This is a genomic window from Achromobacter colocynthidis, from assembly GCF_057334535.1.
Window position 1 is genome coordinate 3838 of sequence record NZ_JBHFIZ010000036.1, and the last position, 17622, is coordinate 21459.

A 17622-nucleotide genomic window follows, 5' to 3' on the forward strand; every position below is an offset into this window, starting at 1 on the left:
GCGCCGGCACGGCCGCCTATGCCGCCGTGCCGAACACATGGGTCAATACTTGTAGTTCACACCAAGCATGGCGCTGAACGGTGCGCCGTAGTAATTGCTGTAGACGTTGGTGCTGGCGTAGTACTTCTTGTCGAAGATGTTGTTCAGGTTCAAGGTAGCCGACCATTGGCGGTTGAACTGGTAGCGGGCCATCAGGTCCACCAGTGCATAGCCGCTTTGCGACGATTCAAACTGTTGCCCGCCCGGGCCACGCATGGAATAGTCGCTGCCGCTTTCCCAACGCACGCCGCCGCCTACCGTCAGCCCGCTCAGGTCGCCCGGCAGGCGATAGGTGGTGTACAGCTTGGCGATGTGGCGCGGCAGGCCCACCTGCGTGATGAAGCCTTGCGGCAGGCGGCGGTCCACATAGGCGTACGACAACTGCATCTGCCACCCTGGCGTCAGCTCGCCGCTGAGCTCGGCTTCTACGCCGCGCATCACCGCGCCATCGGCAGCCACGTAGGCGCTGTCGCCATTGGGCGCCAGGTTGTCGCCGTCGATCATGGCGTAGTTGTCCTGGCGCGTCCGGAACAAGGCCAGCGACCCGTTCAGTTGGCCATCCAGCCACGTCGACTTCAGGCCGATCTCGTAGGTATTGCCCTTGATGGGTTCCAGCACGCCGCCCGATACGTTCTGCGCCTGCTGCGGCTGGAAGATGCTGGTGTAGCTGGCGTACGCCGACAAGGTGGGCGTCAGGTCGTAGACCAGGCCCGCGTAAGGCGTGTAGACGCCCTGCTCGCGCATATTGTCCGGGTACGACGTGCCGTCGTTGTAGTTGTAGGACGCCTGCTGGTCCCACCACGTCACGCGAGATCCCAGCACCACCGACAAGGCATCGGTTGGGCGCAGGCGCAGCGCGCCATAGATCGACGATTGCTTCTCGGTGTAGTAACGCTTGCCCGTGGTCTGCCAGTCGGGTTCCGGCATGTTGCCGGACCAATCGCGAATGTCGGGGATCTTGGCGTCATAGCCCGGCGCGGTCCATAGCGGGTACATGTCGTAGTCGCCCCGGGTGCGCGACAGGCTGGCGCCGACCACCAGGTCGTGCTGGCGGCCGAACGCGTTGAAGGCGCCGCTCAGGCTGGCGTCCACGGCGTTCTGGGTTTTCGGGATCGGCCATTTGGCGACCCACAACGATGCGCCCCGGCCCGTGTTCGGATCCGCCCAGCCGTTGCTGCTGAACCATCCATAGGTGCGGTCGTTGTCGTCGCCCGTGTGCGACACGGTCACCGAGCCTTTCCACAGCGGGGCAAACTCGTGGTCCAGCGTGGCGAACACGTTGTAGCGCGTGCGGGTCTGGCGGCTCCAGTCGGTTGCCGAGTTGAAGCTCTGGCGGAAATCCGTTTTCGTGCCATCGGCGTACGCGGCCGGGAAGCCGAAGTACGAGCACGCCGTGCAGTGCTTGCGCTGGTATTCGCCGCCCAAGGTCAGCATTGTGCGTTCGCCCAGGTCGGCCTCGATCACGCCATACAGCAGTTGCGAATCCTGCTTGACGCGGTCGATGAACGAGCCGCCCTCTTGCCACGCGCCCACCACGCGGCCGCGCAGTTTGCCGGCTTCGTCCAACGGGCTGCCCAGATCAAATTCCGTGCGCTTGTAGTCCCAAGACCCAACCGCCGCGCCCACGCCGGCCTGAAATTCCGGCGTCGGCCGCTTGCGCACCAGGTTGATGGACGCCGCCGGATTGCCCGCGCCGTTCAACAAGCCCGTGGACCCGCGCACCACTTCAATCCGGTCGTACAACGCGGTGTCCAGCCCCAGCGCATTGAAGTCCTTGTGCGTGGGCACGCCGTCCACCTGCATGTTGGTGACTTCCATGCCGCGCGCGTACAAGCCTTTTTCGTTGTCGTCGGCCGATCCCTTCTTCTTGAAGGTCAGCCCCGGCGTGTTGGCGATGGCGTCTTCCAGCGTATTGAGCCCCTGGTCCGACAAGCGCTGGCGCGTCATCACCGACACCGACTGCGGCGTCTCGCGCAAGCTCATCGGCAGCTTGGTGGCCGTGGTGGACACGCCCACCGTGTACGAGTCCGTGCCTTCGCTAGGGCCGGGTTCACGCGAGCCCAGAACCTCGACGGGCGCCAGCGTCTGCGCCGACGCGCGGCGCACGCCGTAGTTGTTGCCGCCCTGGCTGACGGCCTCCAGCCCTGTGCCCGCCAACATCGCCGCCAGCCCCGAGGCAATGCCGTATTCCCCTTGCAGGCCCGCGCTTTGCTTGCCCTGCGTCAGCGACGCATCGAAGGACAGCACCACGCCGGCCTGTGCGGCAAAACGGCTCAAGGCCAGACCCAGCGGCCCGGCCGGCACGTCATAGCGACGCGCGCTGGAAGCCGAGTCGGCGGCTTGCGCCCAGGCGGGCGGGGTGGACGCCAGTGCCATCAAGGCGGTAAAGAGCGCGCACGCAACGGGCGCCAAGGTGCCGGGGTGGCGATGTTTGGACGGTAAGGAAGGCATGGGATGAAGGTTTCCGTGAATCAAATCCGACGTAATCCCTGCTAAGTCGGATGAGCGCGGAAAAAGGACAATGCCCTGTGAAAATAAATTCAGCCCCGGGTGGTGATCCGGGTGTAGTAGCGGGTGAAGCGGGATACCCGCACGGGCAAGGCACGTTCCACGGCGGCCAGCGCGCGGTCGGTGTCGTCGATGGGAAACGCGCCCGACACGCGCAACTGCGCAACCGCCTCGTCGCAGCGTAGGTGGCCCGGACGGTAACGATCCAACTGGGCCACAAAATCGGCCAGGCGCATACCATCCACGACCAACAGGCCGCGCGTCCAGGCATCGGGTTCGCCCGTGATCGCGCCTTCATTGCGGGCGGCGGCCGTTTGCAGCACGCCTTGTTCGCCCGCCTTCAGCACCAGCGCCGCCGCGCCGTCGGCCGGCAGCAGTTCGACCGCATGGCGCAGCACCGCCACGCGCGTCAGGTCGTCCAGCCGGTTGACGGTGAAGCGCGTGCCCAAGGGGCGCACGGTGCCGTGGCGCGTGCTCACCCGTAGCGGTGGCAGGCCCGGCGTGGTGCGTTCGGTATCGATCAGGACCTCGCCGGTGTGCACGGTGATGTGGCGCCCGCGTGCGTCCACCGTCACATCCACCGCGCTGGCGCTGTCCAACCACAGCAGCGTGCCGTCCGTCAGCAAGAGTTCGCGGCGTTCGCCCGTGCCCATGCGGTAGTCGGCCAGATATCCGGCCACCATCTGCTCAACCGGCAAGACGCGCCAGGCCAGTACACCGCCCCCGCCCACCAGCGCCACCGCGCCCAGGCTGCTGCGCAAGACGGCGCGTCGCCGAGCAAAGTGATGATCGGCGCGGTTCAGCGTGTCGGCGGCAAGCCGGGCCGGCGCCGAGCCCAAGGTGCCACGCAGCCGCTCCACCTGGCGCCAGATGCGCGCGTGTTCAGGGTCGGCCGCCAGCCAGCGGCCATGCGCCGCCACATCGGCCGCGCTGACGTCGTCGGCGCACAAGCGCGCATACCATTGCGCCGCCGCGGTGATGGTCTTGTCGGCCATCTGCGCTACTGCCTTTCCAAGGCATACACCAGGCAATGCTCGGTGGCGCGCGCCATGTACTTCTTGACCGAACTGACCGTGACGCCCAACTGCCCGGCGATGTCCGCATAGCTGGCGCCTTCCAGCTGAGACATCAGAAAGGCGCGTCGCACCTTGTGCCCCAGGCCGTGCAGCATGGCGTCGATCTCGCGGATGGTTTCCAGCAGGATGGCCTGCGTCTCGGGGGAAATGGCGTGCGCCTCGGGTTGCTGCGCCAGCGCTTCCAGCCAGGCACGTTCCAAGACTTGGCGGCGGATGTGGTCCACCAACGTGCGTTGAGCCACCGTGGCCAGAAAACTGCGCGGTTGCCGCACGCCCTGCAACTGCGCCATCGACGCCGGCGATGCCAGCAGGCGCATGAAGGTGTCCTGCGTCAGGTCAGCAGCTTCGGCGGGCACGCTCAAGCGCCGTTGCAGCCAACTCCGCAGCCACCCGTGGTGGTCGCGGTAGAGCAAGCCCAGCTCGCGGTGCTCCAGAGATTCCAAGGACGACATGGCGGCAGCGCGATCGCTTCCCAAATTTACGAATGGGAATTGTAATCATTATTGATCGTGCCGAAAAATTTTCATGGCCCGGTTGTTGTTGCAAGGACAGCCCCCGCCCTCTGCGACAATGCGTCCCTCATATCGACCAACATCGACCCAACAAGACCAAATGAACCTAAGGGCAATAGCCATCGCTACGCTGGGAGCCGTGGCGCTGACGCAATCTCCCCTCTCCTACGCGCAGAACATCAACGGAAAAAATCTCTTTACGCAGCGATGTGCCATGTGCCATGGCGCGGATATCAAAGGGACCGGGCCATTGGCCAAGAAGAGCAATCCGCCCACGCCTGACCTGACCACCGCCGCTTTCAAGAAGCGGCTTAGTGACTACCCCGGCGTCATTGTGTCGTCGGTAATACTCCGCCCCAATGGAGACCTGATCCCGCGAACCTTGCGAGAGAACGGTGTGAAGCTGGCGCCGCACACCTGGACGGTTCAGGACTTTCGCGATTTGAATAAATACATGACGGGTGTGATCTTGAAGAGCCGATGATTTCGGTTTGACCTGGGCCGGCCGTCAGCGTCGCTTGGCCGGCGCATTGACCGCGGCCAAGGTCTCGCGCACGCATTCGGCCATACGCCGCGCTAACGTGCTGACCGGGAAGTGGTCGGAGGTAACGGCATAGCTGTGAAATTCCACCTTTTCCGAAAACGGGATTTCACGCAGCGCGGAAATGCCAAGGGCGCGCGGCACCACGGGGTTGACGATAGAGACGCCCAACCCCTTGGCGACCATGCTGCAGATGGTGGTCGCATAGGGGGTTTCGATCGAGAGGATGCGCGCATCGTCGGGAAAGAGGCGATCGATGGCGGCGCGGTTGAAACTGCCGGTGGGTAGCGAGATGAAGTTCTCGTCGCGGAAGTCCGTCGGCGCCAGTTTCCTTTTCGTCGCCAAGCGATGGGTGCGCGGCACGATGCCGACGCCATGGGCCGTGTTGATGCGCTCGTAGCGCACGCCGGGCAGATCGGTATGCAGCGAGCAAAAGCCGATGTCGCAGACGCCGGTGGCCAGCCACTTGGCGACCACGTCCGAACCGCCGGTGTTGACCACCACCGGGATGTCCGAGAACTTGTGCCGAAACAGCGCGATCGCGTCGGGCAACACGCACTGGGTGATGGAGCCGACCGCGCCGACGCGCAACAAGCCGGTGCCACGACGGCGTATGGAACTGGCGCTGTCGTTCAGCGATTCAAGGCCGATGAAGGCGCGTTCGACGTCGGCGTAGAACGCTTCGGCCTCGGGCGTGGGGATGATGCGGGTGCCGACCCGCTGAAAAAGCACAAAGCCCAGAGCCTTTTCAAGCAGCGCGATCCAGCGGCTGACGTTCGGTTGCGACGTGTGCAGCAGGCCCGCCGCGGTGGTCATGGAGCGGGTCATCATGACGGCCCGAAAGGCCTCGACTTGTTTGAAATTCATGCGCGGGACCAGATCCGAAAACGGGCGTTCAAATCATATCATTTTTGTATTTGAAGCCGTAAATGTCTGATTTGACGCATGAATTGGCGCGGCGGGAGACTACGGTTTTAAGCCTCACAGCCACCGGACCGATATGGAATCCAAAGTCAGTGCCCGCCTTAAGCAACCCCTCGCCAAAGAGGTGCTGCAGCACATTTTCCTTCCGCGCCTGAACCGGGAGTTCTTCACCAATTTCGAGATGCTCACCCAGATCAACCTGGCGCATCTGCTGATGCTGCGCGAGCAAGGCATTCTTGAGCACGACGCCACGCTGCGTCTGGCGCGCGCGCTGCTCACGATGCAGGCCGACGGCCCCCATGCGGTTGAACTGGACCCGGCGCGCGAGGAAGCCTATTTCAACTACGAGGCGCACCTGATCAAAGCGGTGGGCCAGGAGCTGGGCGGCAGGCTGCACACCGCAAGAAGCCGCAATGACATCGGCGCCACCATCGACCGCATGCGAGCCCGCGATTTCGCCGCCCGCATCGGCACCGCGCTGATCGAGGTGGCGCGCGTCGCCTTGGCTCAGGCCGAGCGCTATGCCGATTGGGTGATGCCGGGCTACACCCACATGCAGGCGGCGCAACCCATTACCTATGGCTATTACCTGTCGGCGTTGGTGGATGCCTGGTCGCGCGATATCCGTCGGCTGGCGCACGCGCTGGACACGGCGGACGCCTCGCCACTGGGGGCCTGCGCCTTGGCAGGCACGTCGTTTCCGATCGATCGCGCCGACACCAGCGCCATGCTGGGCTTCAGCGCGCCGTTGGCCAATGCGTTGGATGCCGTGGCGTCCCGCGATTTCGCGCTGGAACTCAGCGCAACGCTGTCGATCATGATGGTGACCTGCAGCCGCATGGTGCAGGATTTCTATATCTGGTCCACGCCCGAATTCGGCTACCTGTCGTTCCCGGACAGTATCGCCAGCACGTCCAGCATCATGCCGCAGAAGAAGAATCCGGCGGTGCTGGAGTATCTGCGCGGCAAGACGGGCCATCTGATCGGCCTGACCGGCGCGGCGCTGTCCACGGTCAAGTCCACCCATTTCACCCACTCCGGCGACAGCAGCCGGGAGAGCACCCGCACCTGCTGGGAGGCCTGCGAAGAGGCACTGAAGGCGCTGGAGCTGATGCGCCTGCTGGTGGAGCAGGTCGAGCCCAATCGGGCGCGCATGGCGGCACGCGCAGCGGATGACTTCTCGACCGTGACCGATCTTGCGGACCTGTTGGTGCGCAAGGCCGACGCCTCGTTTCGCGATGCGCACCACATCATCGGCGCGGTGGTTCGGCAGGCGCTGGAGCAGAACTTGCCGGCGCACGCCATCACCCCGGCAATGATTTCGACCGCTGCGCAAGAGCAGTTGGGCCGGCCGGTGACACTGGCGGCCGACGACATCGCCGCCTGCCTGGATCCGGTGCGCAACGTGGCCGCGCGTGTGTCGCTCGGTGGCCCGGCACCGCAATCGGTGCGGCTGCATCTGCGGGAACAACAAACGATTCTCGACGCACAACAGGCGGTGATTGACGCTGCACGGCAACGCGCCGCCGACGCCAGCGAAATGCTGCGCCGGCGCGTCAATGCGCTGGTCAAGCAGGAATCTGGCGTAGCCGCCGCCTGAGGCATCGCCGTATAAATCAATCAAGGCAAGGGGAATTCAATCATGTTCAAAGTCAAAGCACTTTCTTTTGCCGCGGCGCTGACCGCGGCCATCAGCCTCAACCCGTTGGCCCACGCAGCTGCTGACTATCCCAGCAAGCCGATCACGCTGGTTGTTCCATTCGCCCCGGGTGGCACGGTCAACCTGATGGGACGCTTGCTGGCTCATCACATGTCCGAGACGCTGGGGCAGACAGTCATTGTTGAAAACAAGCCCGGCGGGGGTGGCAGCATCGGCGCCAACTTCGTGGCCAAAGCGGCGCCGGACGGCTATACCCTGCTGCTGGCGACGATGGGGCAGCAGTCGATTCAGCCGCTGATATCGAAAAACCTGCCCTACAACGCTGACAAGGATTTCGCGCCGGTAGCACTGTTCTCGACGGTGCCCAATGTGCTGGCGGTGTCCAAGGACACACCGGCCACGACCGTGGCCGAGCTGGTGGCCTATGGCAAGGCAAATCCCGGCAAGCTGAACATGGCATCGGCAGGCATCGGTTCGGTCAATCACATGACAGGCGAGCTGTTCATGTTCCGTTCTGGCGCCCGCTTCGAGCACGTGCCGTATCGCGGCGCGGGGCCGGCGACGTCGGACCTGCTGTCGGGCCAGGTACAGGTGCTGTTCGCCAACCTGCCGAATGTGCTGCCCTACGTGAAGTCAGGGCAGGTGCGGGTGCTGGCGGTGGCCAGCGACAAGCGCAGCGATTCCATCGCCGATATTCCCACGCTGGCCGAGGCCGGTGTGAAAAACGCGGTCGTTGAATCCTGGTACGGCGTGATGGCGCCAGCCGGCACCGATCCGCAGGTGCTGCGAAAGCTACAGGACACGGTCGTCGCCCTGGCCCGCGACAAGGCGATGGTGGAGCAACTGGCTGAGCAAGGTGCGGTGCCGTTCCCGGGCAGCAGCGAAGACCTGGCGAAGCTGTCCGCCGAGGAAACGCGACGCTGGAAGCAGATCATCGACAGCGCGAAGATCCAGGTGAATTAAGGCGTTCACCACGCAACCGTCGACGCAGGCACCGCCCCGTGCGAGGCAAAATGCGGCAGCACGTCGGCCGCAATCTCGTCCAACACCTCCGATGCCGGGCGCTGCGAAAACTGTATCCCCAGGGCGGCGTGGTTCACCCCCGCCGCCTGCCACGCTTCCAGCAGCGCCATCAGGCCCTTGCGCCCCGTGCGCAGCACATAGCCGCCATGCAACGGCGTACGCGGATAGTCGGGGTCATCCACCAGGTCTATCCATTCGTTGGTCATGTGCGGGCGGAATGCGCCGCCGGGAACAAGATCGCGCCAGGCACGGATTTTTTCCGCTAGATGCTGGGGGCCTGTGGCGGTATGGGTCGCATTGGGATACGTCAGCCAACCGTCCGCGTGCTCGGCAATCCACGCGAGCGACTGGCCGGACGAGCCCGTCACCATCATCGGAATCGCACCCGCGACGGGCTTGGGCAGGAACTCGGCGCCCTTGAAATGACCCAGCGGCGAATCGATGGCCAACGGCCCGGCCTGCATAAGCTGGCGCATGTAGCTGAGCGCTTGGGCGAAGCGCTCTGCCCGATCCCCGTGTTCCAGCCCATAAGCCGGGAACTCAATCGGTCTGTCGCCCGACGCCACGCCCATCACCAGGCGGCCGCCAGACAACTGATCAATCGTTGTGGCGGCCTTGGCCAGGTCGATGGGATGCCGCAGAGAAACTACGGCGCTGCCGGTTGCCAGCGCCACGTGCTTCGTACGCGCGGCCAGATAGGCCAGATAGGTGAAAGGGTCGAACACCTGCCCGGCATCCCCAAAGGACGGATCGAACAAGGGCACGTCACGGACCCACACGGCAGCAAAGCCCTGCCTGTCGATCTGGCTGACAAGATCTGCCTGGCCGGCGAGCACGGCTATGTCCCCGGCGTAGTGGCGCAGTGGCAGGAAGATGCCCACGGTCAATTTATCCGGCGCGAACATGCGACGGTATCCGGGGTGTGCGTAAAACGCGGCGTAGGACGCGCCGCTCGTGTATGCGGGAAAGTGGGTTGCGTTCATGGGGTTGTGGTCGGATTGTGATCGGGTGGTGGTTGGGCCGTGCCCTTGTCTTCACGCGCCGGTTGCCGGTGCCGGTAACGTGATGCCCTTGCGCACGGCGGGTCGATCCGCCACGCGCTCGTGCCATGCGCTCAAGTGGCGGTGCCGGCTGAAGTCGAAATGGATGATTCGCGCGATGTGCGTCCAGCCGAAATGGGCAATGTCCGCGATGGAATAGTCGTCACCGGCCAGATAAGCGCGATTCGCCAGCACGCGATCCAGCACCACGAACGCGTCTTCGGTAAGACGCCGATATCGGTCGATGGCGCTGGGGATGGGTTCCGACGCAAAGAGCTCGAAGTGCACGCGCTGGCCCAGCATCGGCCCCACGCTGGACGCATGGAACTGCAACCACTTGATCGCTTCCCAGCGGGCAAGCGGGTCCGAGGGCAGCAGCTTGCCCGTCTTGTCGGCCAAGTACAGCAGAATGGCCGCGGATTCAAAAAGCACCACGCCCGTCTCGCTGTCCGCCAGCACGGGAATGCGGCCATGCGGGTTCAGCGCAAGAAAGTCCGGCTGGCGATGTTCGCCTTCATTGATGCGTACGTGGTGCAGGCGATAAGGCAAGGAAAGCTCTTCAAGTGCAATGCTTGCCTTGAAGCCATTGGGCGAGCTGTCGGAATAAAGATGCAACATAGCGGCTATAGATAAACTAAATTACTGGGTTCGCAGGGGGAGCACGAATTCTCATCCTTTCAATGCGTAGATAGAAGCGATGCTTTCTACCGATTAAATTTAGTAAATCTAAACTTCAAATGACCTATCCCTTGCAAGCGCTGCGCACCTTTGTGGAAGTGGGACAGCGCGGCAGCATCAAGGCCGCGGCACAGGCGCTGCATGTCACGCCTGGCGCGGTGAGCCAACAAATTCGATTGCTGGAAGACCGCCTGGGCGTTGTATTGCTTGAGCGCGAGCGCCTTGGCATGCGCCTGACCGCTGCGGGCGCAAGCTTTCATCCCAAGGTACAGAATGCGTTCCTTCAAATTGACCAGGCCGTGCATGCCTTGGAAGCAGCCAAGGGCGGCAAGAGCCTGACGGTCAGTACGGTGGCCGCGTTTGCGGCGTCTTGGCTGGTGCCCAGGCTGGGGCGCTTCAAGCAATTGCATCCCGATATCGAAGTCCGCGTGGAAGCCACGTCTGACCTGGTTGACCTGCGCCGTGATCGCGTGGACGTGGCCTTGCGCCATGGGCTGGGCGACTATCCCGGGTTGGATGTCAGGCCGCTGATGGCGCCCGTCTTGATGCCGGTGGCTTCGCCCACCTTTATGCACAACCAGCAGGCGGTGATCCGTGAAGCCCGCGATTGCCTGAACTACCCCCTGCTACACGATTCCGACCGCGCGGATTGGCCGCTTTGGCTGAAGGCGCACGGGGTCGATGACGACGCGCGCGCCGAACGCGGCAACGCATTTGAGGATGACTTCTTGCTGATCCGCGCAGCAGAGGCGGGCCAGGGCCTGGCGCTGGTTCCAGAAGCCTATGCCCAAGATGAAATCGCGGCGGGTCGGCTCGTGCAGGTGCTGGACAAGCCGTGGCCCGCGCGATTCGCTTACTACACCGTGACCCGGCCAGATGCTGCGGACCGCCCGGAAGTGCGCGCCTTCCTGGATTGGATAGGGGTAGAGGCCGCGTCCTAGCGCCAGCAGCCTGCTACCCGCTTCGGGCCAAGGCTGCTCGCCGCCCCGTTGTTAAAACCCGACATCGACCCCGCACACCATTTGTTGCAAATGCGAATCGATCGCATCGATAGTAAGATCGCGCCTCTTTCAAAAATTCTCGGATCCTGGAATGCGGCGCGTCATCCTTTCGGCATGTCTACTGAACACGGCAGTTCCCGTGGCGCTGGCCAATGACATCGGCGAGGCCAAGCCCATCGAGCTGGATGCGGTCAGCGTGTATGGCGATGCCGAGCGCGCCGATGGGCCGGTGATCGGCTATCGCGCCACCCGTTCCCTGAGCGCCACGCGCACCGACACCGCATTGCATGACGTGCCGCAATCCATCAGCGTGGTGCCGCGTGACGTGGTCGAAGACACCGGCGCAACGCGCCTGGAACAAGTGCTGGACTACGCAGGCGGCGTCGGCCGCGCCAACAACTTTGGCGGACAGGGGCTGACCACGGTCACCGTGCGCGGCTTCACCACCGGCGAGTACTACCGCAACGGCTTTCCCATGAATCGCGGCTATCCCAACGCACCCGATTCCTACACGCTGGAACGCCTTGAAGTCATCCGTGGGCCCAACACCAGCCTGTATGGCCGGGGCGACCCCGGCGGCACGTTCAACGTGGTCACCAAGCAACCCGAAGCCGAATCGCGCGTGACCGTGGGCACGCAGTTCGACACGCAAGGCATGCGCCGCGCCACCCTTGACACCACCGGCGCGCTGAACGAGGACGGCAGCCTGACCTACCGCGTCAACGCGCTGGCCGAAGGCGGCGACAGCTTCCGTGACGACGTCAGCACCGAGCGCTATGGCATTGCGCCCGTGATCAGTTGGCAGCCCAGCGCCGCCACCCGCATCACGCTGGAAGCCGAGCTGATGCGCAACAACCATCCGCTGGATCGTGGCCTGACCCGCTATCCCAACCAGGCCGGACGCGCCTCGCGCGACACGAACGTTTGGGAAACCGGTACCGACAACAAGCTCCACAACGACAACAACCTGGTGCAACTGCGCTTTGAACACGCGCTGAACGACAACTGGAAGCTGGGCGGCGGGGCGCAGTGGTTGGATGGCACCTTGAAGGGCAACGCGGTTGAAGCCAACGCGCTGCAAGCCGATGGCCGCACGCTGGGCCGCAACTTCAACTACCGCAAGCTGGACTGGACCGACCGCGACGTCCAACTGAACCTGACCGGCAACTTCAACACCGGTGGGCTGCGCCACACCTTGCTGACCGGGGTGGAAGTGGAAGACTACGACTACCAGTCGATCATCCAGCGCTCGGCGGCGGGCGCCAATGCCTACCCGATCGACCTCTTCGATCCGGTATTGGGGCAACCGCGCCCTGCCCTGACCCGCACCACCACGCACGACAAGGAAAACCTCAAGACCTGGGCCGCCTTCGTGCAGGATCAGGTGGCGTTGACCGAGCGCTTCAAGGTGCTGGCCGGCTTGCGCTTCGAGCACTTTGAACACACCTACCGCGACCGGCTGCCCACGGGCACAAGCTGGCGCGCCACGGATTCGGCCATCACACCCCGCCTGGGCGTGATCTACGACCTGACCGACACGCTGGCCGTCTACGCCAACACGGCTCGCTCGTACAAGCCGAACACCGGCGCGGACCGCCAGGGCAACGGCTTTGACCCCGAAGAGGGCAAGTCTTTTGAAGTGGGCGCCAAATGGGAATTGCTGGACCAACAGCTAAGCGTGGACCTGGCGGCCTACCAGATCGACAAGACCAACGTACTGACCGTCGACCCCGCGGACTCCACCTACCGGGTGGCAGCCGGCGAGGTGCGCAGCCGGGGCTTCGATCTGAACGTGGCGGGCAACATCACGCGCGAATGGCGCGTGATCGGCGGCTATTCATTCGTGGACGCCAAGGTGACGAAGGACAACACGCTGCCCACGGGTACGCGCCTGGCCAACATCCCGCGCAACACGTTCAGCCTGCTCAATATGTACGAGTTCCACGAAGGCCCGGCACGCGGGCTGGGCCTGGGGGTGGGCGTGCGCTATGTGGACGACCGCGCCGGCCAGACCGTTGCCACGTCGTACAACATGGGCGCCTACGTGGCCGTCGACCTCTTCAGTTTCTATCAGGTCAACAAGAACCTGCGCGTGAACCTGGACGTGACGAATCTGTTCAATCGCAATTACGACGAGGGCGCGTTCAACACCTACGTGTATCCGGGCGCGCCGCGTACCGCGCAACTGGGGATCAGCTACACGTATTGACGCCGGGACGGGAGTCGTTCGGGCGGGATGGGCAGACGCTGAACGCGGCAGTATCATCGCTCTCCTATGCGCACACACCCTTCCTCCCCCATTCATGCATTTGGCGCTTGGCCTTGGCGCATCGGCATGCTCGCCCTGGCCGCATTGATGGCGCTGCATGTCGGCGCGCTACGTGCGGCCGAGGTGCATGTGGCAGAAGTGCATGTGGCCGAAGTGCATGGGGCAGAAGTGCGTCCGGCTGAGCTACCTGCCGCCGAAGTACCTGCCCAGCCGTTTGACCGCCAACTGGAAAACCAGCGCTACCAGCAATGGCTGGACGCCTTCCGGCAAGACCTCCAGACACTGCGCCAGTCGCCCGACCCGGCCAATGCCGACATCGACGCGCTGTTCGCCAACACGCTGGTGCCCGGCTCGCGTGCCACGCAAGTGGTCAAGTCGCTGGTGCGGGCGCCGGGGGCAAGCACGCACGGTGAAATCCGCTTCGTAGGCATCCTGCGCGTATTCCTGGGCGCCTTGTCCGAATCGGTAGTGGCCGGTGATGGCGGCATCTATCCCGACACGCAAGACGCATACAAGTCGCAGACCTTGCGGGTGCGCTACATGCATGTGGACGGTGGTGGGCGGCTGGAACGCTACTTCAATGACCCAGAGATTTTCAAGCCCTACCGGCTGCCGGACCCGGGCGCGTTCGAGCGCAACGCCTACCCCTTCCTGCTCTTTGAAGACAGCCACGGCACGTTGCGCCTGGGTGGCGTGTCCAAGGAATTCTGGGACTTGGTGAAGTTCATGGACGCGCTGCAATATGCCTAAGCTGCCGCGCGTCTTGATGCTGTTGTTGGCGGCCACGCCGGTGCTGTTCGCGTCAAACGGCCACGCTGCCTGCGGCTCGGCCGATATCGACTTCTCGGTGGCGTCCGCCCTGCCCGCCGTGCCCGTCGCCATTGCCCTGGACGACGACCGCGTGCTGCTTGGCAAGCACGGCGAGCGCGTGCCGACCCATCGCAAGCTTGCCTGGATCGATGACGCCGGCGACCTGATGCCGCGCACCTGGGCGGACAAGGTCGACTGGTCCGCCTATCGCGCCAGCGGCAAGACCGCGGGCGCCGCGCCCACCAAGCTGTACTTCGACCCGGACGGCCGCCTGTGCCGCGTGGAACGCTACCGCGCCCTGCGCGGCCAGGCCGTGCTTGATGGCGGCTTCGCGCTGTCATACGACACAGCAGGCGCCCTGGCGGCGTACATCGAATACCAACGCGAATACCAACGCGACTATCAACAGGCCGGCGCATCCCGCGCGCAGCCCTACACCGCCACCCGCCGCGCCTGCCTGCAACGCGACGCCAAGGGCCAACTGGCCACGTTCATTGACGATGGCTGCGGTGAGGCCCAAGGCGCCGGCCCCAGCCGTCATTACGTGCGAGACGGCTCCGGCCGCTTACTGCGCGTGATCGACATGCTGTCCTCGGACCAGCCGGTGGCGGTCCAGACCATGGATGCGCAAGGCAAGCCCGGGGCACGATACGTGCGCCAGAGCCCCAACTACCATGCGCCTGGCGTCAGCCTGGCGCTGACCGCGTATCCCACGCCACCGGGCCAAACATCCGATCGCCTCTTTCCCTTGCATCGGGAAGCATTGGCCGCGCTACCGGTCGAGGTGCCCGAAAACCCGTGGCGCGTTGTCAGGATCAAGGACGATGTGCCGCTGGACGACGACATGATGTCTTGGGACCCTGACACGCAGATGGTGCTGGCCGAAGCCGCGCAGGGCACGCCCAACGGCGCGGTCTTGACGCCGGCACAGCAAAAGCAGGTGTGGCAAGCCATGGGCGAATACCCAGGGCGCGTCTTTTTCTACCCGGACCCGATGACACGGGTGATGCTGCTGCCCGCTATGGCGCCGGAAAAGTGGAAGGCGTGTAGCGACCCGGCGAACACAGCCACGGATGCTTGCGCGGGCTGAGCGGCTGAGTTCAAGAACCGGATCGTGTGAAATCCACGTGCTGGCTTTCAACAACACCGCCCGAGCGACCCGGCGCCTTTTGATTTGCCCAGTACATATTCGTATGGCTGATCACGGCGGCAGGCGGTGGTGCACCGTTGTGCGTCATGTCTACTGTTGTGTGAGCGTCGCTAACCAGCGTCGCGTCATAGCCACGCGCCAAGGCACCGTGCAACGTAGACCGAACGCACATGTCCGTCTGGGCGCCCGTCACAACCAGCTTGCCCACGCGATGCGTTGATAGCACCTGCTCAAGCCGGGTATCTTCAAAGGCGTCGCGATAGTGCTTTTCAACAATATCCTCGCCTGGCGCCGGACTAAGTTCGGGAACGATTTTCCAGGCTTCGCTATTCACTTCCAGGTCTTTGCCGGCATGCTGGATCCAGATAACCGGCACGCGCGCCGCTCGTGCACGCTCGATAAGAACGTTGACCGCGCCAAGCACCTCTAGCCGTCGGTGCGCGGTCGCGACGACACCGTTTTGAAGGTCAATAACGACTAATGCCGTGTTGGGGCGATCCGCTAAGGTGGTCATTTTGCTGGTGCGTATTCTGGGAAGATTGAAAGTGTCGACGGTAAGGTGCCTTGGCATCAAGGGGATCTTTCCCGACCCCGCCCCGACCCCAACGCTTACCCGACGGCTTGAAACTTCAGAAAGCGTTGACCTTCGTAGGCCAGTTCACCCACAAACTCAAAGCCTAGCCTGGCCAAACCTCTCAGTCGTGACCGGCTGGGCGGCAGCAGGATGCTTACCGGTCCGATACCAAGCGCATGGCGGCGGCTCATGACGTGGCGAAAGATCATCGCGCCCTGCCCCCAAAACTTCGGCAGCAGCACCAATGCAAGGTCGGCCTCGTCGCCTTCCTTCTGAAAGCCGCCCCAGCCCGCAAACCTGCCATCAATCCGAAAGGCCCAAGGTCCATAGCCGTTGGTCAGCCATTGCGCGTCTTTTCCCTTGGCCCAATCGGCGACGGCATCCTCGGTCCAGTTGCCGCCGTCTAGCGGCATATGACGAACCACGTCGGGGTGGGTCAGCAAGCCTAGCCAGTCCTCTGTCGGGATATCAGCGAAAGCGTGCAGCGAGAGCGCCATGTGTTTTCCGTGTGAAAGTTCGGGCTCGACGTTCGAGGCCGGCGAGCGGAAGGGGCAAGTTTACGGCGGCTTTGGCCTGTGCATTCAAGCGTTAGACGGAAGGCCTTTGTGCAGCAAGAAACGCATGTGTGAAAATGCAGCGTGCACAGAAATGCGGGCATCGCAATGATGAGACTAAACGCTCTGGGTCCACGAATCTGTCTTCTGGGTCCGTCAAATAGCGGGAAATCGACGTTAGCGGAAGCTATCTCCCGCAAGCAGGGCCTGCCGGCCGTTCATCTCGATCAGCTTTATCACACGCCACACACCGATTGGCAGCCTCGGCCCGAGGCAGAATTCCTACGCTTGCATCAACAGGCCATTCAACAAGAGAAATGGATTATCGAGGGCAATTACACACGCAGCTTGGACCGACGCCTGGAGCGTGCCACAGGCTTCATCCTGCTGGACACATCGACGCTTACCAGCCTGTTTCGTTACCTTCGTCGAACCTGGTGGGAGCACGATCGGCGTGGCGGCTTGGAGGGCGGCAAGGATTCGGTGAAGTGGCGGATGATTCACCATATCGTCGGTGTGACGCGAACCAACCGCCGACGCTATGCAGAAATGTTCGAGAGCATTGATATACCGAAGGTAAAGCTGGCAACAAGCGCTGAGCTGAAGCGGTTCTATAAGACGGAACAGCTTCAGGGCTAGCCGTCGTGAGATGGTGCCGGAACCTGCGCTCCGCACTCCTCGACATCAAGAAGGCGCTCTGAATCTCAGCGTGGAAACAGCACCGCGTACATCCAGAAGTCACGCGCCTCTCCCCGAACCTTGCGGTAACCGCTCAACAAACCTTCGCGTTGCATGCCCAGACGTTCCAGCACAGCAATTGACGACTCGTTGGTATCAAGAACGGTGGCTTGGATACGCTGAAGGCCCAGCATGTCGTGCGCCCAGTGCATGACAGCATGCGCTGCCTGCGTCGCCAAGCCTCGACCGCGATGTTCTGGGGCGAGATCATAGGCAAGTTCAGCTCGACCGTGGGAGCGAGCGATTTCATTCAGTCCCACCGTGCCCAACAAAGTTTCGCCTGCATCCACGATCGCCCAGCGCAGCGCATCTTGTTGCTTGGCATATTCTTGGATGAGAGCCGCGAGAGCCGTTGCACTGACGTCACCCCAGCTCGTATGTTCAATAACGCCAGGCTTACTCAAATATGCTGACCAGGCTTCGGCATCAATGGGTTGAAGAGACCGTAAAGAAACATGAAGTGCGCCGGGTACAGGTATGGAAGCGATCTCCATCGAACAGTTCCTTTCCTATTTGTAGATTGGG

At 63.3% G+C, this 17622-nt stretch carries 18 protein-coding genes; 8 read left to right on the top strand and 10 right to left on the bottom strand.

What is annotated here, in order from left to right; genetic code table 11:
* Positions 1-42: 42 nt before the first annotated feature.
* From ACE04A_RS18855 to ACE04A_RS18865, 3 genes are all read right to left on the bottom strand, one after another.
* Positions 43-2490 carry a TonB-dependent siderophore receptor gene (locus ACE04A_RS18855; protein WP_448717078.1) on the bottom strand — a complete coding sequence of 816 codons (2448 nt, stop codon included), beginning with the start codon at positions 2488-2490 and terminating at the stop codon, positions 43-45.
* A gap of 89 nt (positions 2491-2579) precedes the next feature.
* Positions 2580-3542 (bottom strand): FecR domain-containing protein, encoded by a 963-nt coding sequence (locus tag ACE04A_RS18860; protein ID WP_448717079.1) that lies wholly within the window; start codon positions 3540-3542, stop codon positions 2580-2582.
* 5 nt (positions 3543-3547) lie between these two features.
* Positions 3548-4075: a sigma-70 family RNA polymerase sigma factor gene (locus ACE04A_RS18865; protein WP_448717080.1), complete on the bottom strand. Its 528-nt coding sequence runs from the start codon at positions 4073-4075 to the stop codon at positions 3548-3550.
* Positions 4076-4235: 160 nt separating this feature from the next.
* On the opposite strand from ACE04A_RS18865, the gene ACE04A_RS18870 reads away from it, so the two are divergent.
* Positions 4236-4619, top strand: a complete 384-nt coding sequence (locus ACE04A_RS18870) for a c-type cytochrome (protein WP_448717081.1) — start codon at positions 4236-4238, stop codon at positions 4617-4619.
* A gap of 24 nt (positions 4620-4643) precedes the next feature.
* On the opposite strand, the gene ACE04A_RS18875 is transcribed toward ACE04A_RS18870, so the two are convergent.
* A complete protein-coding gene (locus tag ACE04A_RS18875; RefSeq protein ID WP_279997164.1) occupies positions 4644-5543 on the bottom strand; it encodes a LysR substrate-binding domain-containing protein in 900 nt (299 codons plus the stop codon).
* A 28-nt stretch (positions 5544-5571) separates the two neighbouring features.
* Entirely contained in the window at positions 5572-5808 is a 237-nt protein-coding gene (locus ACE04A_RS18880; RefSeq protein WP_448717083.1) for a hypothetical protein, read from the bottom strand.
* On the opposite strand from ACE04A_RS18880, the gene argH reads away from it, so the two are divergent.
* Positions 5782-7200 carry an argininosuccinate lyase gene (gene argH / locus ACE04A_RS18885; RefSeq protein ID WP_448717084.1) on the top strand — a complete coding sequence of 473 codons (1419 nt, stop codon included), beginning with the start codon at positions 5782-5784 and terminating at the stop codon, positions 7198-7200. The genes ACE04A_RS18880 and argH overlap by 27 nt on opposite strands.
* Positions 7201-7242: 42 nt before the next feature.
* Entirely contained in the window at positions 7243-8223 is a 981-nt protein-coding gene (locus ACE04A_RS18890; protein WP_448717085.1) for a Bug family tripartite tricarboxylate transporter substrate binding protein, read from the top strand.
* Positions 8224-8228: 5 nt separating this feature from the next.
* Here ACE04A_RS18890 and ACE04A_RS18895 read toward each other — a convergent pair whose 3' ends face one another.
* Together ACE04A_RS18895 and ACE04A_RS18900 are read right to left on the bottom strand one after the other, a co-directional pair.
* Positions 8229-9188, bottom strand: coding sequence for an LLM class oxidoreductase (locus tag ACE04A_RS18895; RefSeq protein WP_448717086.1), 960 nt, complete (start codon positions 9186-9188; stop codon positions 8229-8231).
* Positions 9189-9317: 129 nt separating this feature from the next.
* The gene (locus ACE04A_RS18900) at positions 9318-9941 is read right to left on the bottom strand and encodes a glutathione S-transferase family protein (RefSeq protein WP_448717087.1); all 624 of its coding nucleotides are present in this window, start codon (positions 9939-9941) and stop codon (positions 9318-9320) included.
* Between the two features lie 119 nt (positions 9942-10060).
* On the opposite strand from ACE04A_RS18900, the gene ACE04A_RS18905 reads away from it, so the two are divergent.
* From ACE04A_RS18905 to ACE04A_RS18920, 4 genes are all read left to right on the top strand, one after another.
* Positions 10061-10942: a LysR substrate-binding domain-containing protein gene (locus ACE04A_RS18905; protein WP_448717088.1), complete on the top strand. Its 882-nt coding sequence runs from the start codon at positions 10061-10063 to the stop codon at positions 10940-10942.
* A gap of 151 nt (positions 10943-11093) precedes the next feature.
* Complete coding sequence (locus ACE04A_RS18910; RefSeq protein WP_448717090.1) at positions 11094-13211, top strand: TonB-dependent siderophore receptor; 2118 nt, start codon at positions 11094-11096, stop codon at positions 13209-13211.
* Positions 13212-13337: 126 nt separating this feature from the next.
* Positions 13338-14021, top strand: coding sequence for a hypothetical protein (locus ACE04A_RS18915; RefSeq protein WP_448717091.1), 684 nt, complete (start codon positions 13338-13340; stop codon positions 14019-14021).
* Positions 14014-15171 carry a hypothetical protein gene (locus tag ACE04A_RS18920; RefSeq protein ID WP_448717092.1) on the top strand — a complete coding sequence of 386 codons (1158 nt, stop codon included), beginning with the start codon at positions 14014-14016 and terminating at the stop codon, positions 15169-15171. The genes ACE04A_RS18915 and ACE04A_RS18920 overlap by 8 nt, the downstream gene beginning before the upstream one ends.
* A gap of 10 nt (positions 15172-15181) precedes the next feature.
* Here the strand turns inward: ACE04A_RS18920 and ACE04A_RS18925 are convergent, their stop codons facing one another.
* Together ACE04A_RS18925 and ACE04A_RS18930 are read right to left on the bottom strand one after the other, a co-directional pair.
* Positions 15182-15745 (bottom strand): cysteine hydrolase family protein, encoded by a 564-nt coding sequence (locus ACE04A_RS18925; protein WP_448717094.1) that lies wholly within the window; start codon positions 15743-15745, stop codon positions 15182-15184.
* Positions 15746-15840: 95 nt separating this feature from the next.
* Positions 15841-16302, bottom strand: a complete 462-nt coding sequence (locus tag ACE04A_RS18930; protein ID WP_279997173.1) for a GNAT family N-acetyltransferase — start codon at positions 16300-16302, stop codon at positions 15841-15843.
* A gap of 165 nt (positions 16303-16467) precedes the next feature.
* Between ACE04A_RS18930 and ACE04A_RS18935 the strand changes: the two genes are divergently transcribed.
* A complete protein-coding gene (locus tag ACE04A_RS18935; protein WP_259248753.1) occupies positions 16468-16998 on the top strand; it encodes a P-loop NTPase family protein in 531 nt (176 codons plus the stop codon).
* Between the two features lie 65 nt (positions 16999-17063).
* On the opposite strand, the gene ACE04A_RS18940 is transcribed toward ACE04A_RS18935, so the two are convergent.
* Entirely contained in the window at positions 17064-17591 is a 528-nt protein-coding gene (locus ACE04A_RS18940; RefSeq protein WP_448717096.1) for a GNAT family N-acetyltransferase, read from the bottom strand.
* Positions 17592-17622: the final 31 nt, after the last annotated feature.